Annotated in this window: 18 protein-coding genes and 1 pseudogene; 7 read left to right on the forward strand and 12 right to left on the reverse strand. The window is 57.9% G+C overall.

Annotated features, from left to right (window positions below):
• Nucleotides 1-1,415: 1,415 nt before the first annotated feature.
• The gene (locus OZ428_RS32300) at nucleotides 1,416-2,252 is read right to left on the reverse strand and encodes a hypothetical protein (RefSeq protein WP_269132306.1); all 837 of its coding nucleotides are present in this window, start codon (nucleotides 2,250-2,252) and stop codon (nucleotides 1,416-1,418) included.
• 1 nt (nucleotide 2,253) lies between these two features.
• Entirely contained in the window at nucleotides 2,254-4,266 is a 2,013-nt protein-coding gene (locus tag OZ428_RS32305) for an AAA family ATPase (RefSeq protein WP_269132307.1), read from the reverse strand.
• Nucleotides 4,267-5,685: 1,419 nt separating this feature from the next.
• Here OZ428_RS32305 and OZ428_RS32310 point away from each other — a divergent pair.
• Together OZ428_RS32310 and OZ428_RS32315 are read left to right on the forward strand one after the other, a co-directional pair.
• Nucleotides 5,686-5,904 (forward strand): hypothetical protein, encoded by a 219-nt coding sequence (locus OZ428_RS32310; RefSeq protein WP_269134244.1) that lies wholly within the window; start codon nucleotides 5,686-5,688, stop codon nucleotides 5,902-5,904.
• 372 nt (nucleotides 5,905-6,276) lie between these two features.
• Nucleotides 6,277-6,930 (forward strand): annotated as a pseudogene (locus OZ428_RS32315) (ATP-binding protein); the annotation flags it as partial.
• 3 nt (nucleotides 6,931-6,933) lie between these two features.
• Here OZ428_RS32315 and OZ428_RS32320 read toward each other — a convergent pair.
• Together OZ428_RS32320 and OZ428_RS32325 are read right to left on the reverse strand one after the other, a co-directional pair.
• Nucleotides 6,934-8,910: a methyl-accepting chemotaxis protein gene (locus OZ428_RS32320; protein ID WP_269132308.1), complete on the reverse strand. Its 1,977-nt coding sequence runs from the start codon at nucleotides 8,908-8,910 to the stop codon at nucleotides 6,934-6,936.
• Between the two features lie 177 nt (nucleotides 8,911-9,087).
• Nucleotides 9,088-10,008, reverse strand: coding sequence for a LysR substrate-binding domain-containing protein (locus OZ428_RS32325; RefSeq protein ID WP_061434582.1), 921 nt, complete (start codon nucleotides 10,006-10,008; stop codon nucleotides 9,088-9,090).
• A 149-nt stretch (nucleotides 10,009-10,157) separates the two neighbouring features.
• On the opposite strand from OZ428_RS32325, the gene OZ428_RS32330 reads away from it, so the two are divergent.
• Nucleotides 10,158-11,570: a NorM family multidrug efflux MATE transporter gene (locus OZ428_RS32330; protein ID WP_133075550.1), complete on the forward strand. Its 1,413-nt coding sequence runs from the start codon at nucleotides 10,158-10,160 to the stop codon at nucleotides 11,568-11,570.
• On the opposite strand, the gene OZ428_RS32335 is transcribed toward OZ428_RS32330, so the two are convergent.
• Nucleotides 11,567-13,240, reverse strand: coding sequence for a putative bifunctional diguanylate cyclase/phosphodiesterase (locus tag OZ428_RS32335; protein WP_033901960.1), 1,674 nt, complete (start codon nucleotides 13,238-13,240; stop codon nucleotides 11,567-11,569). The genes OZ428_RS32330 and OZ428_RS32335 overlap by 4 nt on opposite strands.
• A 255-nt stretch (nucleotides 13,241-13,495) precedes the next feature.
• Between OZ428_RS32335 and rep the strand changes: the two genes are divergently transcribed.
• Nucleotides 13,496-15,505, forward strand: coding sequence for a DNA helicase Rep (gene rep / locus OZ428_RS32340; RefSeq protein ID WP_099493208.1), 2,010 nt, complete (start codon nucleotides 13,496-13,498; stop codon nucleotides 15,503-15,505).
• A 58-nt stretch (nucleotides 15,506-15,563) separates the two neighbouring features.
• The gene (locus OZ428_RS32345; protein ID WP_025856334.1) at nucleotides 15,564-16,136 is read left to right on the forward strand and encodes a xanthine phosphoribosyltransferase; all 573 of its coding nucleotides are present in this window, start codon (nucleotides 15,564-15,566) and stop codon (nucleotides 16,134-16,136) included.
• An 83-nt stretch (nucleotides 16,137-16,219) separates the two neighbouring features.
• Here the strand turns inward: OZ428_RS32345 and OZ428_RS32350 are convergent, their stop codons facing one another.
• From OZ428_RS32350 to dadA, 6 genes are all read right to left on the reverse strand, one after another.
• Nucleotides 16,220-18,142: an acetyl-CoA hydrolase/transferase C-terminal domain-containing protein gene (locus tag OZ428_RS32350; RefSeq protein WP_269132309.1), complete on the reverse strand. Its 1,923-nt coding sequence runs from the start codon at nucleotides 18,140-18,142 to the stop codon at nucleotides 16,220-16,222.
• 133 nt (nucleotides 18,143-18,275) lie between these two features.
• Entirely contained in the window at nucleotides 18,276-18,689 is a 414-nt protein-coding gene (locus OZ428_RS32355; RefSeq protein WP_016975909.1) for a c-type cytochrome, read from the reverse strand.
• Nucleotides 18,690-18,870: 181 nt separating this feature from the next.
• A complete protein-coding gene (locus tag OZ428_RS32360; protein WP_003176893.1) occupies nucleotides 18,871-19,419 on the reverse strand; it encodes a cupin domain-containing protein in 549 nt (182 codons plus the stop codon).
• A 116-nt stretch (nucleotides 19,420-19,535) separates the two neighbouring features.
• Nucleotides 19,536-20,609, reverse strand: a complete 1,074-nt coding sequence (gene alr, locus OZ428_RS32365; protein WP_269132311.1) for an alanine racemase — start codon at nucleotides 20,607-20,609, stop codon at nucleotides 19,536-19,538.
• Nucleotides 20,610-20,687: 78 nt separating this feature from the next.
• Nucleotides 20,688-21,041: a RidA family protein gene (locus tag OZ428_RS32370; protein ID WP_028618462.1), complete on the reverse strand. Its 354-nt coding sequence runs from the start codon at nucleotides 21,039-21,041 to the stop codon at nucleotides 20,688-20,690.
• Nucleotides 21,013-22,314, reverse strand: a complete 1,302-nt coding sequence (gene dadA, locus OZ428_RS32375; RefSeq protein ID WP_038843531.1) for a D-amino acid dehydrogenase — start codon at nucleotides 22,312-22,314, stop codon at nucleotides 21,013-21,015. Before dadA ends, OZ428_RS32370 begins: the two co-directional genes overlap by 29 nt.
• A gap of 156 nt (nucleotides 22,315-22,470) precedes the next feature.
• Here dadA and OZ428_RS32380 point away from each other — a divergent pair, with 156 nt between their 5' ends.
• Nucleotides 22,471-22,959 (forward strand): Lrp/AsnC ligand binding domain-containing protein, encoded by a 489-nt coding sequence (locus tag OZ428_RS32380; RefSeq protein ID WP_003176896.1) that lies wholly within the window; start codon nucleotides 22,471-22,473, stop codon nucleotides 22,957-22,959.
• 8 nt (nucleotides 22,960-22,967) lie between these two features.
• Here the strand turns inward: OZ428_RS32380 and OZ428_RS32385 are convergent, their stop codons facing one another.
• A complete protein-coding gene (locus tag OZ428_RS32385; protein WP_016975913.1) occupies nucleotides 22,968-23,321 on the reverse strand; it encodes a YkgJ family cysteine cluster protein in 354 nt (117 codons plus the stop codon).
• 115 nt (nucleotides 23,322-23,436) lie between these two features.
• Between OZ428_RS32385 and OZ428_RS32390 the strand changes: the two genes are divergently transcribed.
• A complete protein-coding gene (locus OZ428_RS32390; protein ID WP_133075553.1) occupies nucleotides 23,437-24,729 on the forward strand; it encodes an NAD(P)/FAD-dependent oxidoreductase in 1,293 nt (430 codons plus the stop codon).
• Nucleotide 24,730: the final 1 nt, after the last annotated feature.

Below are 24,730 nucleotides of genomic sequence, written 5' to 3' on the forward strand. Positions count from 1 at the left end.
GATTTTCTCAGGCGATGCGGGATATATGGATGCCCATCGCCTAGAGCACCGGCTCTAAATTTTTTCCGTTTCTATGAAGGCATTTTTTGTTGATGTCCGCGCGCCTCTGCGCACGTATCGTGAAACTTTAGGAGTATCAGTCGCCCTCGACCATGTGTAACCCGGCATACCAAGCTGGCAAGCGCCTTAAGGTAGCTCGGTATTGAAGAAGACTAAGCGCTAGAGATGGAAGAGTAGGTCCTCCAGCCCGCAACTGGCATCAAATCAACAATATCTAAGCCCCAAGATAAGGCCAGACCTTCGATGTCAAACGTGTTTTTGAGCAGTTGGGGGCATTTCCAGTTCGCTTCCGTATCGGCTCAGAAACCTCATTAAAAGAGAGCCCGCAGAATTCGGGAGAAATCGTACTCTACAGCGATCAATAAAAAGTGGGGCAGCGTCTTCAAAATCGTGTGGATACGCAAAGAAAGTCCAAGGGTCAATGCCTCAAGGGAGTGAACAATCGGCCGAAGCCGAAAAGTGAACTGCCAGAAAAGGCGAATCCCGCTCTAGGCGGGATTCTCAGCCGTCGACTGTATGCGTTCGACGGGGCAGGACGCTGTTACCTGGCACTGGGCCATCTGGCTTTCATCAGAAACAGGGTGCGATCCGAAGATCCCTGTAACCACCCTGTATTTCATGCTTAGGCGCAAATGAACAGTAGTTAATCTATAACCACTATTTCAATCATGTTTAACCTCCTGGCTCAGCTATATTCACCCTTCCCGATCATCCCTCAGCCCCGATCACAGCTGCCATGAAGCGTACGATTCATCAGACAAGCTGGCCTCAGACAAGGTCAAGCACTGCTCTTTGACCGTCAGAGCAAGCCCTAGCCGGCGCTGCTATTCGGCGCCTTGCCGCTTTTTCCGAAAATCCACATCATCAGCACTACGCTGTAAGTAAGCCCACAGTGTATGGCCTGCTGACGTGGGCATTTTGCAGGGGTTTCCGGATGCGCAGGAGTACCGCCTTTGCTTAGCGTACAATTTTGTCCGAACTCTGCGAGCTAATCTTTAAGGATAGTCGCACCGATTATCAGCGCTTCTAGACCCAGTCGCACTTATTCCCTTAAGGCAACGCTAGAAAACAGGGCCTTAAGAGCATACCAGTCGCATTAATTAATAAACCTACACCTCTTCTAAATTTTTTACTTACAGATCCGCCTGCATGGGCCAGTATACGTCTTGTATTGACCAAATGTTCAAGCGTACACCATTTGGAAATAAAAAATTCGAAGCCAAATTTAATTAGAATATTTTAGCGTTGGTAATTGGCTTCGGCTGATTCCTATCTAATTTTAATCCGAGATCCAAGGCAGGGTAGCAGAGTAAAAACACTCTGGATAAATTGACTTGCGCGTCATGCTCATCTCTTTATAACGGCTTACCACTTGCACTCAAAGCGGAGATCAAATCCCTCAACTTATCCCAAGGCAAGCCGGTACGATGGATAAAAATAATCCGCACCATACCACAGTACGGCTGAGAGTCCTGACCATCACGGGCAATATAGCGCAGAATTCGTAACACCTCCCGCTCAGTTAAGTCCTGCGCGATTTCATCGAGATGCTCATGAGTTGCAAGAGCAGTCTTAAAGCGGGCGCTACGAAGACTAGGACGGTCCAGCCCACAAGTTGCTATTGTCGCGCGCCCTTCATCGCTCAAGGCAGAGATTTCTCCCAGCCGACCAAATACGAAGTGTGCAGATGGGTCGAAGCCTGCATCAAAAGGAGAAAGTAGCAAGGTTCGTCCAGCACAAGTAGTAGGAGCTATCACATGTTCCCCTACTATTGGGTAAAAATTTGCCTTCCATTGTTGATTGCAAATCTGACAACTAAGTAAATAATTGTCCCAGCAATAAGCTCGCCACCAATAACCAGGCTTAATCGCTGTGCCTTTAGCTTTACGCCCCTCCACTGAAGAGGACCAAGGTATCTCTCTTCCCCACGAATTTGGGTTGTCGTCGAGGGTGTGCACTTCTGCTTTTGGTTGAATATGCTCAACATCACCATACTGAAGCCCCAGAACTTGACCTTCACAATAGGCACACTTACCTAGCTGCGCTTTACTGAAGATAGCTTTGTACTTCGACCATAAACCTGGATAAGTTGCGGGCACACCGCTAACTATTGAAGCTCCAACCGTCCTTCTTGCATGACTTGTAGCATTACTAAAATCTACTGGCTCCTCCGGAGGCTTTATTTCACGCACCTTATAATTCTCCGGCAAGAATTTTATTTAAACGATGCTTGATTTTCTGGTCCACCTGCTCTTCGGTCGGTGCTATTTCGAGCATCGCCGCAACTACTAGCTCTGCACGTTGCACACGAGTATTTCCGAACGACCCCATGCGTTCACTAAGAATATTTTCCAGATAAGCGAGCCGGCGCTTGTTTGGCTTCTTCTGCTGCAAAAGAGCACTGTGCTCAGACATTAGCATTAAGGTATCAGTATCAATTGTAGATTGGAGGCCAAACCAAGGCCCAGTCAAAATTTCATCCGCCCGAGTACCAGGCGGGACATCGATCTGCTCAATCATGAAGCTTTTATCCTCAGGGTGCTTGGCCATCACCCATAGCTCACCTTGATTTAATCCGTGCACGCATAATGGATCGTGAGTACTAACAACAAAACGGACAAGGGGAAACAGCTGGCGTAGTCGGTCTACTATCTGAATCTTCCAGCGCGGATGAAGATGCAATTCGAGCTCATCAATCATTACCAAACCTTGGACAGATCCCATATCGAAAGAGCTACTCGATAAGTGAAACATGATGTCCATTGCGAGAGCCAGCACCGACTTATAACCGTCGCTCAATTCACTCAACGAGACTGTCTTACCGTCAATTTCACTGCTCATATGTTTATGAGCACGTGCAAGCATAGCGTCCTCACTAACTGGCAGGAGCTCCTTCAGACTAGCGGCTAACAGATTGAATCGTTCTTCAGAGATTTTGCTTTTGTCACATAGGTAGAGCTCAGCATTTGCCAACGGATGAGTATGCTCGAATAAATTGCGAACACTTACACTCTTAGGCGAGGCAGGCATCTCGCTATTAGCACCAGGAAGAAGACGAGTCGAACCATATGCTAAAACTGGAAGGTCGGGAGCTTCTCCTTCAGTTTTAAATTTGCTATCATTTTTTTTGAACGTTATAAGGCGCTCGCTAGCATTTGAAAATATTAAACGCACGAAGCCCGTCCGGACGCCTTTTTCATTTCGGAGCCAAGTGCTTGCGTCTAGGGCGTCGCGATCATTCGCCGGCATCATAGCCAGAGCTATTGCCTGAAGTAAGCTACTTTTTCCGACGCCATTCTCACCTAGTACCATTAGCCAAGGTTGACTCAGTGAATCTCCGTCGCTACGTGGGGCGGGAAACGAAATTTTTAGTTTATTTATGACTTTAAAGTTATGGATCTCAACAGTTTTAAGCCAAATTGCATCTGGTATAGCCTCAATGGCATTAATTATTTCAGCTGAAACTCCATTTTCAGCAGCCGTACTATCTGCTTTGGTATGAGGCTCGGATACTTCATTGATGAGTGCATTAGTAACAGCTTGATGCTCAAAGCGCCTAAATACTTCAGGTATTTCAGCACCTTTCGGCAATTCTTTGGACAATAGTAACTCACTGACTAGACTGGCTTGATTGCTTCGCGCCTTTGACAAAAACCTTTCATTAAGCTGTAATATTTTTATAGTTGCCGCGCCGCGATCTGTTAGCGGAACAACTAAACCGTCGCCGGAAAAACGCATATGATCCTGAGGATTATCAACGCAAGGATCAATTAGCAGGGGCTGCTCCGCCTCCAGCTCATCCCAACTGCTAAGGGGACGTGCAGCTTGACCTTGAATGGGAAATAAATTTCTTTTCCTAAGGTTGCATTCTGAGCATGCCCAATATAAGTTTTTCCAATCACATGCTAGCCACCAGTAGTGATCTGGATCAATGCTGCCATCGAGTCTTGTGGCACGACTTCGCGGACGAAAGTGCTCAATATCTCTACCAGTGCGCTCGCAATACGCACATCTATCGCGAAATAGTTCTCTTAGACTTTCACGAATACTCTTTCTGAGCTTTTCGGGAAGCAAAAACTGGTAGCGCCTCTGGTTATTTTTACCTTCCGGCGAGTTGAAGATAGATGCTAATCGCTCCACTTCTCGCTGATGATACTCCAACAACCCAGATGGCGGTGGAACTCTACTTCTATCAACAAAAATCATCGGGCACCCGCATTAGGAAATCTTGGTATAGAGAATGACTTAAGAACAACAGAATTTTATGCTCAGCATAAATCCTTAAGAAGCCAGGGCTTCCCCCACAAAGTGAGATCCTTTATCGCACCGCAACTGAACTACCTTACTCGTTCACGCAAGGCTCGACTACAATAATGGTCGACATGAAGAATAGTTTACGCAACATATTTCAGAAACTCCTTTGCTACGAATGCAACCATTGGAAATCACTCTAGCAGATTTTTTGCTTTTCGCGAATTTTAGCACCCAAGGGATCGCTAGTTATAAAACGGTTGTGGCATTGGTAAATGGCCAATCCCTAGAATGCATTGAAATCCTAAAAGCCACAATTCAAGAAAGCTGCTGTTAGTTATTCCGTTTAAACTAGAAAAATTTGATGATCAATCCCGAACGAATGTCCACACAATGGCGAATGACCGTTGATTTAATGCGGACAGCTTTTACAAGGACGTCGCTGAGTACCAAGAGACTGCCATTACGTCTAGCTAACCAATACCTGCCGTAAGCGACTCCTCTCCCTGATGCGCAAATCATAGCTCAAGGTTACGATCCAAAGGCTTTGAACTGCAAAGCGCTAAAAGCGCCCAAGCATGGCTTGCCTTCATTTCGCAGGCGTTGCTGCTCTATGGTGGCAGCATCTACAGGAGAGGAACGCACCAAATATAGCCAATGCCGTTTCCTCAAGCCTTACTGCGTACGCGCGCGCAAACTGTTTCACCAAAGGCTTCGATGCCAGCGATTACGGCCATGGTTTGGTCAGCTGCCCGCATTAGAACCCCGAGCTCCGCTATGAAAGGTAATATGCATGCCCGCTCTGAAGCTTCACACATATTGGCAGGCGTTGATGACGTTCAATTTCAGCAACGATCAGCTACTGGCGCTAGAGCACAACTAAGCTCTGAAAACGCTCGTACCTTCCGGATCGGCGGCTACGTTTCCGCTACGCGGACGAATGGTTGTATTTCGCAAACATCGGAATACCCGAAAAATACGACATCGGCACGCCCCTCAGCGAGATTCTTGCGCTGATCAATGAAGCAATCATCTTAGACCACCAATGGCGTCTTAGTACCAAAAGCCTCAGAAGCCGATACACATCGGGTGATCTCTACTGAGCTTTTCCTAGCACTCTGCAGCGACGCCATAGTTGGCAAAGCCGAAGAGGCGCCCTCGTTACGCTGTAGATCAATTACGAGAAGAATACCCACCGATCGTAGGTCTGGGCTAATTGCGCCACCCCGGTTTCGGCACCCAAGGTTGTAGTTTGTGACTTCAGCCCAAGCTCAACGGGCGAGAATGCTCGTAGCTTACAGTATCAATCGGCGAGCTCTAGCCTCTGGAAAATTCAGCTAGTATTGCCACACAACTTACTTGATGACGATTCCCATGCCAGATAGCCCTGAAGCTAACATTGCCGCAGCTGATGCTCTCACTTTGCTCCTGCACAACCAGCACGCCATTGGTGCGGCCATTGAAGAGGTGACAAAGTGGCTCTCTGAGAATGGCGAAGGGAATGTCGCCTCGAACGCAATCGCGGCTCTGGAAACGCTGGACATGAATGCTCAAGCCATCACAGATTCAATCATGCGCCTGAGGCAGTTATAGGCGCGATTTAACTCCTTGCTGCTACTACTCAACCGCCGAAGTTCTTTCGGGGCACGGCTGATGCGTTAGCGAGCTACATCTGGCGAGAGGCCATGTGTTTCGACCAAAAAGCTAGCTAGCTTTGTGCTCAGGCAAGGAACGATTTCATTTAGCGCGTCAATGATCACAAACATATTTTGAGGAGTCGGGTGCATTTCTAGCTCGCTTCCGTAACGGCTCAAAATCGTCTTTAGGATGGTCGCACCTATTCGTAGAGTTTCTAGACGTAGTCGCATCTATTTCTAAAGCTGTTCGCACATAATTCCACAATGAGAGTAGGAAAGACGCGGCCTTCAGAACTGATCAGTCGCATTAATTAACAAAACCTACAGCGGCTCGAAACCACAGCCCGGCGAAATCACCCTCGCCCATCACGGCGTCTTGTTCCTGGATGAATTGCCGGAGTTCGACCGCAAGGTACTGGAGGTGCTGCGCGAACCACTGGAGTCAGGACACATCGTGATTTCCCGCGCCCGTGACCGGGTGAGTTTCCCAGCACGCTTTCAACTGGTGGCCGCCATGAACCCCTGCCCGTGTGGTTATTTGGGTGAACCCAGCGGGCGCTGTCGCTGTACACCGGAGCAGATCCAGCGCTATCGCAACAAACTCTCCGGACCGTTGATGGACCGGATCGACCTGCACCTGACCGTCGCGCGGGAAACCACGGCATTGAACCCAGCCCAACAGGCTGGCGATAACACCGCGACGGCCTCGGCCGAGGTAGCCGAGGCCCGGGAGCGCCAGTTACGGCGTCAGGGTTGTGCGAATGCCTTCCTGGACCTGCCTGGGCTGCGCAAGCACTGCACGCTGGCGAAGGTCGATGAGGGCTGGCTGGAAACCGCTTGCGAGCGGCTGACCCTGTCCCTGCGCGCCGCCCACCGCCTGCTCAAGGTGGCGCGCACCTTGGCGGACCTGGAACAGGTGAATGACATCACTCGTGAACATCTGAAGGAGGCCTTGCAATATCGCCCGGCCTCCATCACCTGAGCCTCAGCGGAAGCGATCCACCTCATGCCGCAAGCCCGCCGCCAGCGTCTCCAATTCCTTGGCGGTAATCGCCAGGTTCGACACCACTTCGCGCTGCTCGCTGTTGGCCAACGCAATGCTTTGCAGGTTGCTGCTGAGCAAGGTCGCGGTGCTGCTCTGCTCCTGGGTGGCAGTGGTAATCGCCGCGAACTGCTGGCCGGCCGAGCGGCTTTGCTCGTCGATACGCGCAAGGGCCGACGCCACGTCGGCGTTGCGCGACAGGCCTTCCTGCATCAACACGTTGCCGCGCTCCATGGTGCTGATGGCGTTGCCGGTTTCCTGCTGGATGCTCTGGATCATCCCGGAGATCTCGTCGGTGGCCTCTCGGGTGCGCGACGCCAGGTTGCGCACCTCATCGGCGACCACGGCAAAGCCACGGCCTTGCTCACCCGCGCGCGCAGCTTCGATGGCAGCGTTGAGCGCCAGCAGGTTGGTCTGTTCGGCAATCGAGGTGATCACGCCGACGATCCCGCCGATTTCCTGGGAGCGCTGGCCAAGGGTGTTGATCACCATGGCCGTGCTGTTCAGGGCTGTGGCGATGTGCTCCAAGGACGACGACGCCTCTTGCATCGAGTTACGCCCGATACGGGTTTGCTGGGCGTTTTCCTGGGCCAGGCGTTCGGTGCTGCCCATGTTGTCGGCGATGTTCAACGAGGTGGCGCTGAACTCTTCCACGGCGCCGGCCATGCTGGTGATCTCGCCGGACTGCTGCTCCATGCCTTCATACGCACCACCGGACAACCCGGACAACGCCTGGGCGCGGCTGTTGACCTCTTCGGCCGCCTTGCGGATATGCGAAACCATGGTCGACAGCGCTTCACCCATCTGGTTGAAACTGCGCGCCAACTGGCCGATTTCGTCATGGCTGGACACATTCAGGCGTGCGCTCAAGTCGCCCGCGCCCAAGGCCTCGGCCTGGCGCACCAGGTCGCCCAACGGCGCCAACTTGCTGCGCAGCAGCCACACAGTTGCACCGACTGCCAGCAGCATGGCCAGGACGCTGCCGATTACCAGGCGGATGCCGACGTCCCAGGTCACCGAGCGAATCTCGGCCTTGGGCATGCTCGCAACCACCGCCCACGGCCCGCCTTCGAAGGGCACCGAGACGCTATAGAAATCTTCGTTCTTGTCCGCCCAGAAGCGGCCCGCGCCTGGCGTCTTGGCCAGGTCCAGCATCACTGGGATCGCCTGGTCCAGCGCCTGCACACCCGCCGGCGGCACCAGCCAACGCTTCTGCTCATCGAGCAAGGCCAGGGAGCCGGTCTGGCCGATGCGGAAGCGCTTGAGGTTCTCGAACTGGGCATTCTGCGCATCGGTGTAGTCAAACCCGATGAACAACACGGCGATGACCTGGCCGCTGCTGTCACGCACCGGGCTGTACTGGGTCATGTAGGAGCGGTCGAACAACACTGCACGGCCAATGTAGGTCTGGCCGCTGAGCACGCGCTGATAGGCTGGGCCCTGGCGATCCAGCACCGTACCGATGGCACGGTTGCCATCCTGTTTGGTCAACGAGGTGCTGATGCGAATGAAGTCTTCGCCGCTGCGCACAAACACCGTGGCCACGCCGCCGGACATCTGCTTGAACTCATCCACTTCATCGAAGTTGTTGTTCAGCACTTCACTGCCCAGGGACAGGCTTGGGGTCTGTACCCCGGCCACGGTCACCGGCTGGTCTGCATGCACACTCAAGCCCGCGCCGAAGCGTTTTTCAAACAGCCCGCTCAAACGCTGGGTACTTTCGCGCAAGGTGCTGTGGAAGGTATTGAGTTGGTCGGCGAGCAAGCGCGCCTCACTGGCCAAGTGTTCCTCACGGGTGGCGAGGTTGGCGGAGTCGAGGGAACGCAAGGCAAACACCGTACTGCCGCTGATGACGACAGCCAGAATCAAGGCTAACGCGAGGCCTAACTGGGAGGCAATCCGAGCACGAGGTTGAGACATGACAGCTCCTGGCCGAGGCCAGGATCATCCTGATCTCATAGCGCTGCTCGGCAAATTATCTAGTGGGTAGCGTTGGTGCACGATGGTTCCAACACACCTACTTCGGCGGGCCGAGGCAATACTTGAGCGAATCACAGGGGTATCACGCAAACGATTGCACTAACGGTCTGTCGCCGCTCAATCAAGGCGTTCGACCTGGGGCAATTCCATGGCCTTGACCTCTGCCTGCAGAAACTCCGCCAGGCGCCGCAACCGCTCGCCACCGGGGCGGGTTTTCGGCCACACCAAATAGTAATTTTCACGACTGGCCACGGCCGTTGGCCAGGGTAGGCTCAGCCGCCCCTGGGCCACGTCTTCGGCCACCATCAGCAAGTCGCCCATGGACACGCCGTAACCTCGCGCGGCGGCGATCATGCCCAGTTCGAGTGTGTCGAACACCTGCCCGCCTTTGAGCGACACCTGGGATGACAAGCCCATGCGCTCCAGCCAGTTGCGCCAGTCACGACGGTCAGGCGTGGGGTGCAGCAATTCGGCGGTGGCTAGTCGTTCGGCATCCCAAGGTCCGTCCTCCAACAGGTTCGGCGCGCCGACCGGGATCAACAATTCCGGAAACAGATAACTGGCCTCCCAATCCGCCGGAAAATGCCCGTAGCTCAGCAGCACCGCGCAATCGAACGGCTCCTGGTTGAAGTCCACCTCGTCCACGCTCATCCAGGCGCTGGTCAGTTGCACCTCATTGCCCGGCTGTAATGCGCGGAAGCGGCTGAGTCGCGCCAACAACCAACGCATAGTCAGGGTCGACGGCGCCTTCATGCGCAGGATGTCGTCCTCGGCATTCAAGGTATGGCAGGCCCGCTCCAGCGCGGCGAAACCCTCACGTACGCCGGGCAACAACAGGCGCGCCGCTTCGGTGAGCTGCAAGGTGCGACCACTGCGCTGGAACAACCGGCAAGCGAAGTGTTCTTCCAGCGTGCGGATATGTCGGCTCACCGCACTTTGCGTAATCGACAATTCCTCCGCCGCGCGGGTGAAGGAGTTGTGTCGCGATGCCGCCTCAAACGCGCGAAGGGCATAAAGGGGAGGAAGGCGACGTGACATCTGGAGAACTCCTACAAGCGATGCCTTAACGTACCAGATTCATCCAGCATGAGTTTTAGTCATGTGAATGATCGCATTTATCCCTTTGTGCAATCGGCCGAGAGCGCCGAGAATCAACCCTTCCCCAACCCTCCGATTTTTCGAGTGTGATGATCATGCAGCATCCGGCACGTACCGAACTCTGGGCCATTCTGCGGCTGTCAGGGCCGTTGATTGCCTCACAGTTGGCGCACATGCTGATGGTGCTGACCGACACCCTGATGATGGCGCGCCTGAGCCCCGAAGCCCTGGCTGGTGGTGGCCTGGGCGCGGCGAGCTATTCGTTCGTGTCGATCTTCTGCATCGGCGTGATTGCCGCTGTAGGCACGCTTGTTGCCATCCGTCATGGCGCTGGCGATATCGAAGGCGCCACCCGGTTGACCCAGGCCGGGCTATGGCTGGCCTGGCTGATGGCCTTGGCGGCCGGCTTGCTGCTGTGGAACCTCAAGCCACTGTTGCTGATGTTCGGCCAGACTGAAACCAACGTGCAGTCGGCCGGGCAATTCCTGACGATATTGCCGTTCGCCCTGCCCGGCTACTTGAGCTTCATGGCCTTGCGCGGTTTTACCAGCGCCATCGGCAAAGCCACTCCGGTGATGGTCATCAGCGTCGGCGGCACCGTGCTGAACTACCTGCTCAACCACGCACTGATCGAAGGCATGTTCGGCCTGCCCAAGCTCGGCCTGATGGGCATCGGCCTGGTCACCGCCATCGTCGCCAACGGCATGGCGCTGACGTTGATGTGGTACATCCGCAGCAACCGCACCTACGCTGCTTACCCGCTGAGCGCCGGCCTGCTGCGCCTGAACACCCAGTACCTGCGCGAGTTGTGGCGCCTGGGCCTGCCGATTGGCGGCACCTACGCGGTGGAGGTCGGGTTGTTTGCCTTTGCCGCGCTGTGCATGGGCACCATGGGCAGCACGCAGTTGGCGGCGCACCAGATCGCGTTGCAGATTGTGTCGGTGGCGTTCATGGTGCCGGCGGGGATGTCCTACGCAGTGACCATGCGCATCGGCCAGCATTACGGCGCCGGGCAGTTGCTGCAGGCACGCCTGGCCGGACGTGTCGGCATAGGATTTGGCGCAGCGGTGATGTTGGGATTTGCCGCCATGCTGTGGCTTTACTCCGACCCATTGATCGGACTGCTCATCGACCACAACGACCCCGCGTTCCACGACGTGATCGTCCTGGCCGTCAGCCTGCTCGCTGTGGCCGCCTGGTTCGAGTTGTTCGACGGCGTGCAAACCATCGCCATGGGCTGCATTCGCGGGCTCAAGGACGCCAAGACCACCTTCCTGATCGGGGCGGGCTGCTATTGGCTGATTGGCGCACCGTCGGCCTGGCTGATGGCCTTCACCCTGGGCTGGGGACCGACCGGCGTTTGGTGGGGCTTGGCGCTGGGCCTGGCGTGCGCGGCAGTCAGCCTGACCTGGGCGTTTGAAGCGAAGATGAAGCGGATGATCCGTCAGGAGGGCGCCGAGCCCGAAACCCGTAGTGGGTTCCAGGCTGCTCAACCGGATTAAAGCCCTTCGCCTACGCGGGCTTGCTGGCCATTGCCGAAGGTCAGGTACTCCACCAACTCCGGCAACGGCAGCGGCTTGCTGATCAGGTATCCCTGAGCCTGGTCGCAGCCGAACAGCCTCAACAACGCAAGTTGCTCCGGCGTTTCCACGCCTTCAGCGACCACTTCCAGATTGAGGTTGTGCGCCAGGTTGATCATGGCGTGCACCAGCTTGCGGTTCTCTTCGCGCTCTTCCATGCCGCCGACAAAGCTCTTGTCGATCTTCAACAAGGCAATCGGCAGGCTGTTGAGGTGCACGAACGATGAGAAGCCGGTGCCAAAGTCATCCAGGGAAAACCGCACACCCAGGCGGCCAAGGGCGTCCATGGTCTGCTTGACCAGGTCGCTGCGGCGCATCACGGCGGTTTCGGTGAGCTCGAACTCCAGCCACTGCGCCTCCACGCCCCGCTCGGCAATCAGCCGACTGAGGGTGGAGAGCAACTGGCTGTCCTGGAACTGGCGGAACGACAGGTTGACCGCCATGTGCAGCGGCGGTAGGCCACGTTCGCGCAGGTCCTGCATGTCGCGCAGGGCACGGGAAATCACCCAGTAGCCCAGCGGCACGATCAGGCCGCTTTGCTCGGCCAGGGGCACGAACTCACTGGGCGGCAACAGGCCGCGCTCGCCATGCCGCCAGCGCACCAGGGCTTCAAGGCCGACGATGTGCCCGTCGTCCAGGTCCAGGCGCGGTTGGTAATGCAGCTCCAGTTCGTCACGCCGAAGGGCGCGGCGCAGCTCGCTTTCCAGGTCGGCCAGGCTGCGTGCGTTACGGTTGATGCGTTCGTTGAAAATATGAAAGGTGCAGCCTTGGGTGCTCTTGGCCTGTTGCATGGCGATATGCGCGTGCCACATCAGCGGGTCGGCGCCAGCACGGGCGCGGGCATGGGCCACGCCCAGGCTGCAGCCGATCAGCAGGCTCTCGCCATCCACCCAGTAGGGTTCGGCCATGACTTCGGTGATGCGCTCGGCCATCCACTCGGCACGCTGCGGCGCACGACGGGTGTCGATCAATAAGGCGAATTCGTCACTGCCCAGCCGCGCCAACTGGTCCCCGACCTCAAGCTGGCTTTTGAGCCGCGAGACCACTTGCAGGATCAACCGGTCGCCGGCCTGGTGGCCGAGGGCGTCGTTGGCGTGGCGAAAATTGTCGAGGTCCAGGTGACCGAGGGCCAGGCCACGGCCTTCGTTCTCGGCCAGTCGCGCGGCGAGCAAGGTCTGGAAGCCCTGGCGGTTAGCAATGCCCGTGAGCGGGTCCTGTTCGGCGAGGCGTTGCAGGGTGTTTTCCAGCACACCGCGCTCGCGGACATGGCGCAGGCAGCGGCGCACTGTATCGGCATCCAATACATCACGCACCAGCCAATCGCTGACGCCAAGTGGCGAAACCAACGGTTCCTGCTCCAGCAACAACACGCACGGCAGGCTGCAACGGCCAGGACCGGGTTGCAGGCTGGGCGTGGTCAACAGCACGGCGCTGTGGTCGTCATCGAACAGACGGCTCACGGACTCCCAATTTGGTGCGCTGATCAGCACAGCCCCATCGCCCATCGGCGCCAGGCACTCGCGCAACAACGCTGCCCACGCGGGCTCATCGGCCAGCAGCAGCAAACGCAAGGGTTCGACAGGCGTAGACAAGCTAGCTCCCTAGACTCTGCAAAATTTCGTGGCGGCGGGCATTATGACGTGCGGCCGGATAATCACCAATGATAGGGGTTATCAAACACGCGAACTGTAAACATTAGTCGCAAACAACCCCGACATCCTGCGGCAAAGTATCAAAACCGGCAAATTTAGATCGAGTGGTACGTCACACTGTCGTTCTGACAGAGCAGAATCCTGCGAGCCTGTTAAAATGCCCGCCCTTTTGAACAACGACTCCTGAAATTCTGTATGTCCCGACTCAATCCCCGGCAGCAAGAAGCCGTGAACTACGTCGGCGGCCCTCTATTGGTGCTCGCCGGTGCAGGCTCCGGCAAGACCAGCGTGATCACCCGCAAGATCGCGCACCTGATCCAGCAGTGCGGCATCCGCGCCCAGTACATCGTCGCCATGACGTTTACCAACAAGGCGGCGCGGGAAATGAAAGAGCGCGTCGGCACCCTGCTCAAGGGTGGCGAAGGCCGCGGCCTCACCGTGTGCACCTTCCACAACCTGGGTCTGAACATCATCCGCAAGGAGCATGCACGCCTTGGCTATAAGCCCGGCTTCTCGATCTTCGACGAAACCGACGTGAAGTCGCTGATGACCGACATCATGCAAAAGGAATACGCAGGCGACGACGGCGTGGACGAGATCAAGAACATGATCGGCGCCTGGAAAAACGACCTGATCCTGCCCGCCCAGGCCTTGGAAAACGCACGCAACCCCAAGGAACAGACCGCCGCCATCGTCTACACCCACTACCAACGCACGCTCAAGGCGTTCAACGCGGTGGACTTCGACGATTTGATTCTGCTGCCAGTAAAGCTGTTCGAGGAACACGCCGACATCCTCGAAAAATGGCAGAACAAGGTGCGCTACCTGCTGGTGGACGAATACCAGGACACCAACGCCAGCCAATACCTGCTGGTAAAAATGCTGATCGGCAAGCGCAACCAGTTCACCGTGGTCGGCGACGACGACCAGTCGATCTACGCCTGGCGCGGCGCCCGCCCGGAAAACCTGATGTTGCTCAAGGACGACTACCCGTCCCTGAAAGTGGTGATGCTGGAGCAGAACTACCGCTCCACCAGCCGCATCCTGCGTTGCGCCAACGTGTTGATCTCGAACAACCCCCACGAGTTTGAAAAACAGCTGTGGAGCGAGATGGGCCACGGCGACGAGATCCGCGTGATCCGCTGCCGCAACGAAGACGCCGAAGCCGAGCGCGTGGCCGTCGAAATCCTCAGCCTGCACTTGCGCACCGACCGGCCCTACAGCGATTTCGCGATCCTGTACCGCGGCAACTATCAGGCCAAGCTGATCGAGCTGAAATTGCAGCACCACCAGGTGCCGTATCGCCTGTCGGGCGGCAACAGCTTTTTCGGACGCCAGGAAGTAAAAGACCTGATGGCCTACTTCCGGTTGATCGTGAACCCGGACGACGACAACGCCTTCCTGCGCGTGATCAACGTGCCGCGCCGCGAGATCGGTTCCACCACCCTGGAAAAACTCGGTAACTACGCCACTGAACGCAAGATCTCGATGTACGCCGCCACCGATGAAATCGGCCTGGGCGAACACCTGGACTCGCGCTTCACCGATCGCCTGTCACGCTTCAAGCGTTTCATGGACAAGGTGCGCGAGCAGTGCGCCGGCGAAGACCCGATCAGCGCCCTGCGCAGCATGGTCATGGACATCGACTACGAAAACTGGCTGCGCACCAACAGTTCCAGCGACAAGGCGGCGGATTACCGCATGAGCAACGTCTGGTTCCTGATCGAAGCGCTGAAGAACACTCTGGAAAAAGACGAAGACGGCGAAATGACCGTCGAAGACGCCATCGGCAAGCTAGTACTGCGCGACATGCTCGAGCGCCAGCAGGAAGAGGAAGACGGCGCCGAAGGCGTGCAGATGATGACCTTGCATGCGTCCAAGGGCCTGGAATTCCCCTACGTGTTCATCATGGGCATGGAAGAGGAAATCCTCCCGCACCGCTCCAGTATCGAAGCCGACACCATCGAAGAAGAACGCCGCTTGGCCTACGTGGGCATTACCCGCGCGCGTCAGACACTGGCCTTCACCTTTGCCGCCAAGCGCAAGCAATACGGCGAAATCATCGATTGTGCCCCCAGCCGGTTCCTGGACGAACTGCCGCCGGACGACCTGGCCTGGGAAGGCAATGACGACACCCCGACCGAGGTGAAGGCCGTTCGCGGCAACACCGCCTTGGCGGATATACGCGCGATGTTGAAGCGCTAGAATCGACTACTTTTTAATCTACTTTCGGCGCACACCGCGCCATTAGAGGAAGCTTTCCGTGGAAGCACTGCACAAGAAAATTCGCGAAGAAGGCATCGTGCTTTCCGATCAGGTACTCAAGGTCGACGCCTTTCTGAACCACCAGATCGACCCGGCACTGATGAAACTGATCGGCGACGAATTCGCCGCACTGTTCAAGGATTCGGGCATCACCAAGATCGTCACCATCGAAGCCTCCGGCATCGCCCCGGCGATCATGACCGGCCTGAACCTGGGCGTACCGGTGATCTTCGCACGCAAGCAGCAATCCCTGACCCTCACGGAAAACCTGCTGTCGGCGACGGTGTACTCCTTCACCAAGAAGGTCGAAAGCACCGTGGCGATCTCCCCGCGCCACCTGACCAGCAGCGATCGCGTGCTGGTGATCGATGATTTCCTGGCCAACGGCAAGGCGTCCCAGGCGCTGATTTCGATTATCAAGCAGGCTGGCGCGACTGTTGCCGGCTTGGGGATCGTGATCGAGAAGTCGTTCCAGGGCGGCCGTGCGGAGCTGGATGCGCAGGGTTATCGGGTTGAGTCGCTGGCGCGGGTCAAGTCGTTGGAAGGCGGCGTCGTGACCTTCATCGAGTAATCACGCCCGACAGGATTTTTGTAGTGAGCGAGCTTGCCTCGCGCGGGGCAAGCCCGCTCACCACAAAAACCCGGCGCTGCTGGCTAATGTGCAGTCGCCTGCAGGCCCGCCAGCAACAGCCGCTGATACAAATCTTCCTTTAGCCCTTCCGGCTTATCCAACCGCATCCGCTCCAGATGCTTGGGAAACGCCTCCGGCTCCGGCGCATCCAATGCCGCCTTGCCCAGCTCCAGAATTTCCGTCAGCTTGAATTTGCTCTTGAGCCAGTTCAACGCCCGCAACAAATCCCGCTCTTCATCTGTAAAGTCGCTGCCCAGCGGGTACTCCGGGAACAGCCGATGATGACGTGCCTGAATACCTTTGAGCCGCTCCGGCGTGTTGTCGGCAAAACGCGGATCCAAGCGGAAATCCTTCGGTAACTTGCCAGCCTTCTGCGCCTGTTCGATCAAATCATCCTGGAAGCGTGAGTCGGTAACGTTGAGCAACGCCTCGATCACCTTGGCATCCGTCTGACCGCGCAAATCGGCAATTCCATACTCGGTGATGACGATGTCCCGCAGATGCCGGGGAATCGTGCAGTGGCCGTAATCCCAGACGATATTGGAACTGACCTCCCCCGCCGACTCGCGCCAGCTGCGCAAAATCAGGATCGAACGCGCACCTTCCAGCGCATGCCCTTGGGCAACGAAGTTGTACTGCCCGCCCACGCCGCTGAGCACGCGGCCATCCTCCAACTGATCGGCCACGCCCGCGCCGAGCAACGTCACCATGATCGCGCTATTGATAAACCGCGCATCCAGGCGTTGCAGGCGCTTGAGTTCTTCCTGGCCGTACAGCTCATTGATGTAGCTGATGCGGGTCATGTTGAATTCAAGCCGTTTGGCGTGGGGCATTTCCTGCAGGCGCTGGTAGAAGCTGCGCGGGCCAAGGAAAAAACCGCCGTGGATCGAGATGCCATCCGGCTGTGCGGCGTCATCCAGCACGCCGGCATTGGCCTGCTCCTGCGTCGTCACGTCGGGGTAGACCTTGCGGCGGATAATCCCTGCGTCCGCCAGCACCAGCAGGCCGTTGACGAACATTTCGCTGCAACCGTAGAGGCCACGGGCGAACGGATCGACGCCGCCTTCATGGCTGATCAACGGCGCCCATTGGTAAACGTCCAGGTCCGTCAGCAACAACCGGTAGGCCTCGTTATCCGCCTGGCGCGCCAACAGCGCGGCGGTCAGCGCATCGCCCATGGAGCCGATGCCGATCTGCAAGGTGCCGCCGTCGCGTACCAAGGTGCTGGCATGCAGGCCGATAAAGTGGTCCTGGAAACCCACCGGCATGTTCGGTGTGGAGAACAGCGTGGTGCTGTCTTTTTCATCGATCAGGTAATCGAAGGCGTCCATGCCCAACTCGGCATCGCCGGGCATATAGGGCAAATCGCTGTGGACTTGGCCGACGATCAGCACGGTTTCACCGGCATCGCGGCGCTTGGCGATCATCGGCAACAGGTCGAGGGTGATATCCGGGTTGCAGCTCAGGCTCAGCCGATCAGGGTGTTCGCTGCTGCTGGCGACCAATTGCGCCACCAGATTCAACCCTGCGGCGTTGATGTCGCGGGCCGCGTGGCTGTAGTTGCTGCTCACGTAGTCCTGCTGCGCCGACTCGCTGTGCAGCAAGCTGCCGGGCTGCATGAAGAACTGCTGCACGTGGATATTTTTCGGAAGGCCGTCTTTGTGCAGGTCGGCCAGGAAATCCAGCTCGGGATAATCGCCAAACACCCGCTCGATAAAGGGTTCCAGAAAGCGCTTTTGCAACCCATCACCGAAGGGCGGTCGCCCCAGGGCCAGCGCGGTGTAGATCGTCAGTGAGCGCTCGGGCAATTTGGCGACACGCCGGTACAGCGCGTTGACGAACAGATTCGGCTTGCCCAGGCCAAGCGGCATGCCCATGTGGATATGCGCTGGCAAGCGCGCCAATACGTCGTCAACTGCTTGCTCGATTGAACACAACTGCACCATCCGACCCTCCTGAACATTCCATGATTAGGGGTTGGACCGAGCTTGCCGGGTCTTTGCTGCAAATAACAGGGCTGAAACACAAATCGCGGGTACAAAAAAGCCGCTCGTAAGCGGCTTTTTGGCGAAGATCGGTTTATTTCAAGCCGGACATCTTCTCGATCGCACCTTTGAGGTCATCATCCGAGCAATCGGAGCAGGTGCCTTTGGGTGGCATGGCGTTGATGCCGGTGATCGCCTTGGCCAGGATGCCATCCAGGCCGCCTTGATGATCGGCGCGTTCTTTCCAGGCGGCGGTATCACCGATTTTCGGCGCACCCAACAGGCCGGTGCCGTGGCAAGCGTTGCAGTGCTTGGCGATGATCTCATCCGGCGTCTTCGCAGCGCCGCCGCCTGCGGCCACCGCCACTTCCATCCCCTTGCATTCCTGGCCCTGGACGCACACCTGGCCGACCGGCTCCAGGCGTTTGGCAATGTCATCATTGGTCGCAGCTTGAGCGCTGACAGCCCATAGGGCCAGTACGGTTGCTGGTGCAGCCAGCATTTTCATAATTAGGTTCACGCGTTCACCCTCAATGGTGGCTATTCACGCCTGCGGCCACGGTTTCGCAGGCGGCGAAAGTATAACGGTTAGCCCGCCCGGCCGAAACAACCCTATTAAATAAAGGGAGATTCGGCTTCACGGATACAGCTACGGGAGTCTCTGCAACGCTGGCAGGACGCCTCTTTTCTTAAAAGTTCGCGGGTGTGGCTGCGCTGATTAGTCGCGCCGGCACGTCGAACGGATTACGAAAACGATGAGGCTTGGTGCTTTCAAAGTAGTAGCTATCGCCGGCTTCAAGCACAAAAGTTTCAAGACCGACCACCAACTCCAGGCGACCTTCCACCAGAATCCCGGTTTCTTCGCCTTCGTGGGTGAGCATTTCCTCGCCCGTGTCGGCACCCGGTGGGTAGATTTCGTTGAGAAACGCAATCGCCCGGCTGGGGTGCGCCCGGCCTACCAGTTTCATGGTGACGGCGCCGTCAGAGATGTCGATCAGCTCATTGGCTTTATAGACGATCTGCGTCGGTATTTCCTGGAGGATCTCCTCGGAAAAGAACTCGACCATGGACATGGGGATGCCGCCCAGCACCTTGCGCAAGGAGCTGATCGAGGGGCTGACGCTGTTTTTTTCGATCATCGAAATGGTGCTGTTGGTGACACCCGCGCGCTTGGCGAGCTCGCGCTGGGAAAGACCCTTCAGTTTACGGATGGATTGCAGTCGTTCGCCGACGTCCAATGCAGGAGCCTCCTAGGATTCAGGCTTTGTTGTAATTGAGCGTTATCATGGCGACAGCGTTCAGTATTTACAACACTTGGGCCTAAATCCCGGGCGGTTGTGTTCGTACCGGGCGATCAAGCGCCGGAATAGAGCCTTGGCACGCGGCGCAGGTTGCAGAACAACTGGTAGGGAATGGTCTCGGCGGCGACGGCAACGTCACTGGCGAGGATGTTTTTACCCCACAGTTCCACGGTGGAACCGAGCCCGGCCTGCGGTACGTCCGTCAGGTCGATGCACAGCATGTCCATCGACACACGACCCAGCAATTGGCTGCGCTGCCCCGCCACCCATACCGGCGTACCGGTTGGCGCGTGACGCGGGTAGCCGTCGGCATAACCCATGGCGACGACACCGATGCGCATCGGCTTGGGCGTGATCAACTTGGCACCGTACCCCACCGGTTCACCGGCTGGCAGTTCCCTTACACAAATCACCTTGGATTCCAGGGTCATCACCGGTTGCAAACGCGCCGCCACGGCCTGGTCTTCGCCAAACGGCGTGGCGCCGTACAGCATGATGCCGGGGCGCACCCAGTCGCTGGACACATTCGGCCAGCCCATCACCGACGGCGAATTGCGCAAGCTGACCTCGGCCGACAAGCCCTGGCGCGCTGCTTCAAACACCGCCACCTGTTCATCGCTTCGCACACAGTCGAGTTCATCGGCGCGGGCGAAATGGCTCATCAAAACGATCTTGGCGACTTTGCCACTGGCCAGCAGGCGCTGGTAAGCCTCGTGATAGTCCTTGGGATGCAGGCCAACGCGGTGCATGCCGGAATCCAGCTTGAGCCAGATGGTCAGCGGTTTGCTCAGCTTGGCCTGCTCAATCGCATCCAACTGCCACAGCGAATGCACCACGCACCAGAAGTCATGCTCGATGATCAGCGGCAGCTCGTCGGCCTCGAAAAAACCTTCCAGCAACAGCACCGGCGCACGAATCCCGGCGGCACGCAGCTCCAGGGCTTCCTCGATACACGCCACGGCAAACCCATCGGCCTCGGCTTCCAGCGCCTGGGCCACGCGCACGGCGCCATGGCCGTACGCATCGGCCTTGATCACGGCAAGGGCCTTGGCCCCCGTGACTTCACGGGCCAATTGGTAGTTGTGGCGCAGGGCTTGGAGGTCGATCAGGGCACGGGCAGGACGCATGGCGGCAGGCTTCTAGGCGGCAGAGTGAAGAAAAACCGGCACCGACCGACAACGCCGGCACCGGGAGAGGGATTGTTGTTAAGGCAGCGCCGCCACGACGGACAGCTCTACCAGAATTTCCGGTTCGCACAGCTTGGCTTCCACCGTGGCACGGGCGGGCGCGACACCTTTGGGCAGCCACTTGTCCCACACCGCGTTCATGCCGGCGAAGTCTGCGTCGATGTCCTTCAGGTAGATCGTCACCGACAGCAGCTTGCTCTTGTCAGTGCCCGCCAGGTCGAGCAAACGCTCGATATTGGCCAGGGTTTCACGGGTCTGCTGTTCAATCCCGGCGTTCATGTCGTCGCCGACTTGCCCGGCCAGATACACGGTACCGCTGTGGACAACGATCTGGCTCATGCGCTCATTGGTGAGCTGGCGCTGGATTGACATGTTGTGCGGACTCCTGGTGGTTGCCATAACGGGAAATATCGAGGCCTTCGGCGCTGATCTGCGGTGTTTTCTTCGCCATCAGGTCGGCCAGCAAACGACCGGAGCCACAGGCCATGGTCCAACCGAGGGTGCCGTGGCCGGTATTCAGGAACAGGTTCTTGAACGGGGTGGCACCGACAATCGGCGTGCCGTCGGGGGTGGTCGGGCGCAGGCCGGTCCAGAAACTGGCTTCGGTCAAATCGCCGCCCTGAGGATAAAGGTCGTTGACGATCATCTCCAGGGTTTCGCGCCGACGCGGGTTAAGCGACAGGTCAAAACCGGCTATTTCAGCCATGCCGCCGACGCGGATGCGGTTGTCAAAACGGGTGATCGCGACCTTGTAGGTCTCGTCGAGGATGGTCGAAGTCGGCGCCATCGCCGGGTTGGTGATCGGCACGGTCAGCGAGTAACCCTTGAGCGGGTACACCGGCGCCTTGATCCCCAGCGGCTTGAGCAATTTCGGCGAGTAACTGCCGAGCGCCAGTACGTAGCGATCGGCGGTTTCCAGCGTGCCGTCGATCCACACGCCGTTGATTCGGTCACCGGCGTAGTCGAGGCGCTGGATGTCTTGTTCGAAGCGGAATTCCACACCGAGTTGCTTGCACATGTCGACCAGGCGGGTGGTGAACATCTGGCAGTCGCCGGTCTGGTCGTTCGGCAGGCGCAAGGCACCGGCGAGGATATCGGTGACGCTGGCCAGGGCCGGCTCAACGCGGGCAATGCCGGCGCGGTCGAGCACTTCGAACGGCACGCCGGACTCTTTCAACACAGCGATGTCCTTGGCCGCGCCATCCAGCTGCGCCTGGGTGCGGAACAGCTGTGTCGTCCCCAGGCTACGGCCTTCGTAGGCAATGCCGGTTTCAGCGCGCAGTTCGTCGAGGCAGTCGCGGCTGTACTCGGACAGGCGCACCATGCGCTCCTTGTTCACCGCATAACGGTTGGCAGTGCAGTTGCGCAGCATCTGCGCCATCCACAGGTATTGGTCGATATCGGCGGTGGCCTTGATGGCCAGTGGTGCGTGGCGTTGGAGCAGCCACTTGATGGCCTTGAGCGGCACGCCCGGCGCGGCCCATGGCGACGCATAACCTGGGGACACTTGGCCGGCGTTGGCGAAACTGGTTTCCATGGCAGCGGCGGGCTGACGATCGACGACCACCACTTCAAAGCCGGCCCGCGCCAAATAGTAGGCACTGGTCACACCAATGACGCCGCTACCCAAGACCAGAACGCGCATTTTTATATCCTCATCGCGGGCATGGCCGCTGACGTGTGTTATTCGAGCAATGATGAGCGCAGTTTAAAAAACAATTGCCAGTGCATTTCACTATATAACTGCCTATATTTGGCGACAATTCTCGGCAAAAACCCTTTTCACAGAGGCGTATCCCCTATGCGTACCAACACCCAGACCAAGCGGGAGCTGGACAAGATCGACCGCAACATCCTGCGCATCCTGCAAACCGATGGGCGTATTTCGTTCACGGAGCTGGGGGAAAAAGTCGGGTTGTCGACCACGCCCTGTACCGAGCGTGTGCGCCGGCTGGAGCGCGAAGGGATCATCATGGGCTACAACGCGCGGCTAAACCCGCAGCATTTGAAAGGCAGTTTGCTGGTATTTGTCGAGATCAGCCTCGATTACAAGTCCGGCGACACCTTTGAGGAGTTCCGTCGCGCAGTGCTGAAACTGCCCCATGTGCTGGAGTGCCACTTGGTCTCAGGCGACTTCGATTACCTGGTAAAAGCACGGATTTCCGAGATGGCGTCGTACCGCAAACTGTTGGGCGATATCCTGCTCAAGCTGCCCCACGTGCGGGAGTCCAAGAGCTATATCGTGATGGAAGAGGTGAAAGAGAGCCTGAACCTACCGATTCCGGACTGAACAGCGGGCTAAACCAAGACCTGCCGGGTGCTCGCCATATACTCATGGATCTGTTTCTCCACCCGCGGATGAATCAGCTCCACCGGGCGCCGCCCATTCGGGCACGGCAGGGTCTTGGTGGTGCCGAACAGCCGGCAGATCAGCGGTCGCTCGTCGTACACCGTGCAACCGTTGGGGCCCAGGTGCACACAGTTCAGTTCATCCATGGCCGCATCCTGCTCGGCGGCGGTCTTGCGCGGCAGGCGCGACATTTCCTCGGGCGAGGTGGTCACCGGCCCACAGCAGTCGTGGCAACCCGGGACGCACTCGAACGAAGGAATCTGCCGACGCAGCGCGCTGATTTTCTGACTGTTGCAACTCATCGAAACACATACCGAACGGCGAATAGGCGTGGATTCTGCCGCAAAACGCCCTGCGCAGACAGCGTCATCCGACCGCTGTATCCTGCGTCAAATTTTCCAAACAGGGAGGCTACCCATGACTGCCAGCGCCCGGCACACCACTTCCTATTACGCCGCCAGCAGCGTGCCGCAACCCGATTACCCGGTGCTGACGGGCGAAGTGACGGCCGATGTCTGCGTGGTGGGCGGCGGTTTTTCCGGGCTTAACACGGCGTTGGAGCTGGCGGAGCGGGGTTTGCGCGTGGTGTTGCTGGAAGCGCGCAAGATCGCCTGGGGCGCCAGCGGACGCAACGGCGGCCAGCTGATCCGTGGCGTCGGCCATGGCCTGGACCAGTTCGCCAATGTGATCGGCACCGATGGCGTGCGCCAGATGAAGCTGATGGGCCTGGAAGCCGTGGAGATCGTGCGTGAGCGCGTCGAACGCTTCCAGATTCCCTGTGACCTGACCTGGGGTTACTGCGACCTCGCCAACAAGCCCCGCGACCTGCAAGGCCTGGCCGAAGACGCTGAAGAGCTGCGCGACCTGGGTTATCGCCACGAAGTGCGCTTGCTGCAGGCCAACGAGATGAGCAGCGTGATCGGTTCGGATCGCTACGTGGGCGGCATGATCGACATGGGCTCCGGCCACCTGCACCCGCTGAACCTGGCCCTTGGCGAAGCCGCCGCCGCGCAGCAGCTGGGCGTGAAGCTGTTCGAGCAGTCTAAAGTCACCCGCATCGACTACGGCCCCGAAGTCAGCGTGCACACCGCCGAGGGCAACGTGCGCGCAAAGACCTTGGTGTTGGCCTGCAATGCCTACCTCAATGGCCTCAATCCACACCTGAGCGGCAAAGTATTGCCCGCCGGTAGCTACATCATCGCCACCGAACCGTTGAGCGAAGCCCAGGCCACCCAACTGCTGCCGCAAAACATGGCGGTGTGCGACCAGCGTGTCACCGTGGATTACTTCCGGCTGTCCGCCGACCGTCGCCTGCTGTTCGGCGGCGCCTGTCACTACTCCGGTCGCGATCCCAAGGACATCGGCGCCTACATGCGCCCGAAAATGCTCCAGGTCTTCCCGCAATTGGCCGACGTGAACATCGATTTTCAATGGGGCGGCATGATCGGCATCGGTGCCAATCGCTTGCCGCAGATTGGCCGCCTGGCCGATCAACCCAACGTGTATTACGCCCAGGCCTACGCCGGCCATGGCCTCAACGCCACCCATCTGGCGGGCAAGTTGCTGGCCGAAGCCATCAGTGGCCAGCAACAGGGGCGCTTCGACCTGTTCGCCCAGGTGCCACACATCACCTTCCCCGGCGGCAAGCACTTGCGGTCGCCGCTGTTGGCCCTGGGGATGCTGTGGCATCGCCTCAAAGAGCTGGTGTAAT

It is taken from the genome of Pseudomonas sp. GXZC, assembly GCF_026967615.1.
GTDB classification, from domain to species: domain Bacteria; phylum Pseudomonadota; class Gammaproteobacteria; order Pseudomonadales; family Pseudomonadaceae; genus Aquipseudomonas; species Aquipseudomonas azotoformans_A.

Bases quoted from the DNA above. Each gene is read 5' to 3' on its own strand.
- OZ428_RS32385 (WP_016975913.1), bottom strand. From the start codon at position 23,321: ATGAGTTGCAACAGTCAGAAAATCAGCGCGCTGCGTCGGCAGATTCCT.
- OZ428_RS32325 (WP_061434582.1), bottom strand. From the start codon at position 10,008: ATGTCACGTCGCCTTCCTCCCCTTTATGCCCTTCGCGCGTTTGAGGCG.
- alr (WP_269132311.1), bottom strand. From the start codon at position 20,609: ATGCGTCCTGCCCGTGCCCTGATCGACCTCCAAGCCCTGCGCCACAAC.
- OZ428_RS32370 (WP_028618462.1), bottom strand. From the start codon at position 21,041: ATGTCAATCCAGCGCCAGCTCACCAATGAGCGCATGAGCCAGATCGTT.
- OZ428_RS32350 (WP_269132309.1), bottom strand. From the start codon at position 18,142: ATGGTGCAGTTGTGTTCAATCGAGCAAGCAGTTGACGACGTATTGGCG.
- OZ428_RS32390 (WP_133075553.1), top strand. From the start codon at position 23,437: ATGACTGCCAGCGCCCGGCACACCACTTCCTATTACGCCGCCAGCAGC.
- OZ428_RS32380 (WP_003176896.1), top strand. From the start codon at position 22,471: ATGCGTACCAACACCCAGACCAAGCGGGAGCTGGACAAGATCGACCGC.
- OZ428_RS32305 (WP_269132307.1), bottom strand. From the start codon at position 4,266: ATGATTTTTGTTGATAGAAGTAGAGTTCCACCGCCATCTGGGTTGTTG.
- OZ428_RS32355 (WP_016975909.1), bottom strand. From the start codon at position 18,689: ATGAAAATGCTGGCTGCACCAGCAACCGTACTGGCCCTATGGGCTGTC.
- dadA (WP_038843531.1), bottom strand. From the start codon at position 22,314: ATGCGCGTTCTGGTCTTGGGTAGCGGCGTCATTGGTGTGACCAGTGCC.
- rep (WP_099493208.1), top strand. From the start codon at position 13,496: ATGTCCCGACTCAATCCCCGGCAGCAAGAAGCCGTGAACTACGTCGGC.
- OZ428_RS32320 (WP_269132308.1), bottom strand. From the start codon at position 8,910: ATGTCTCAACCTCGTGCTCGGATTGCCTCCCAGTTAGGCCTCGCGTTA.
- OZ428_RS32330 (WP_133075550.1), top strand. From the start codon at position 10,158: ATGATCATGCAGCATCCGGCACGTACCGAACTCTGGGCCATTCTGCGG.
- OZ428_RS32310 (WP_269134244.1), top strand. From the start codon at position 5,686: ATGCCAGATAGCCCTGAAGCTAACATTGCCGCAGCTGATGCTCTCACT.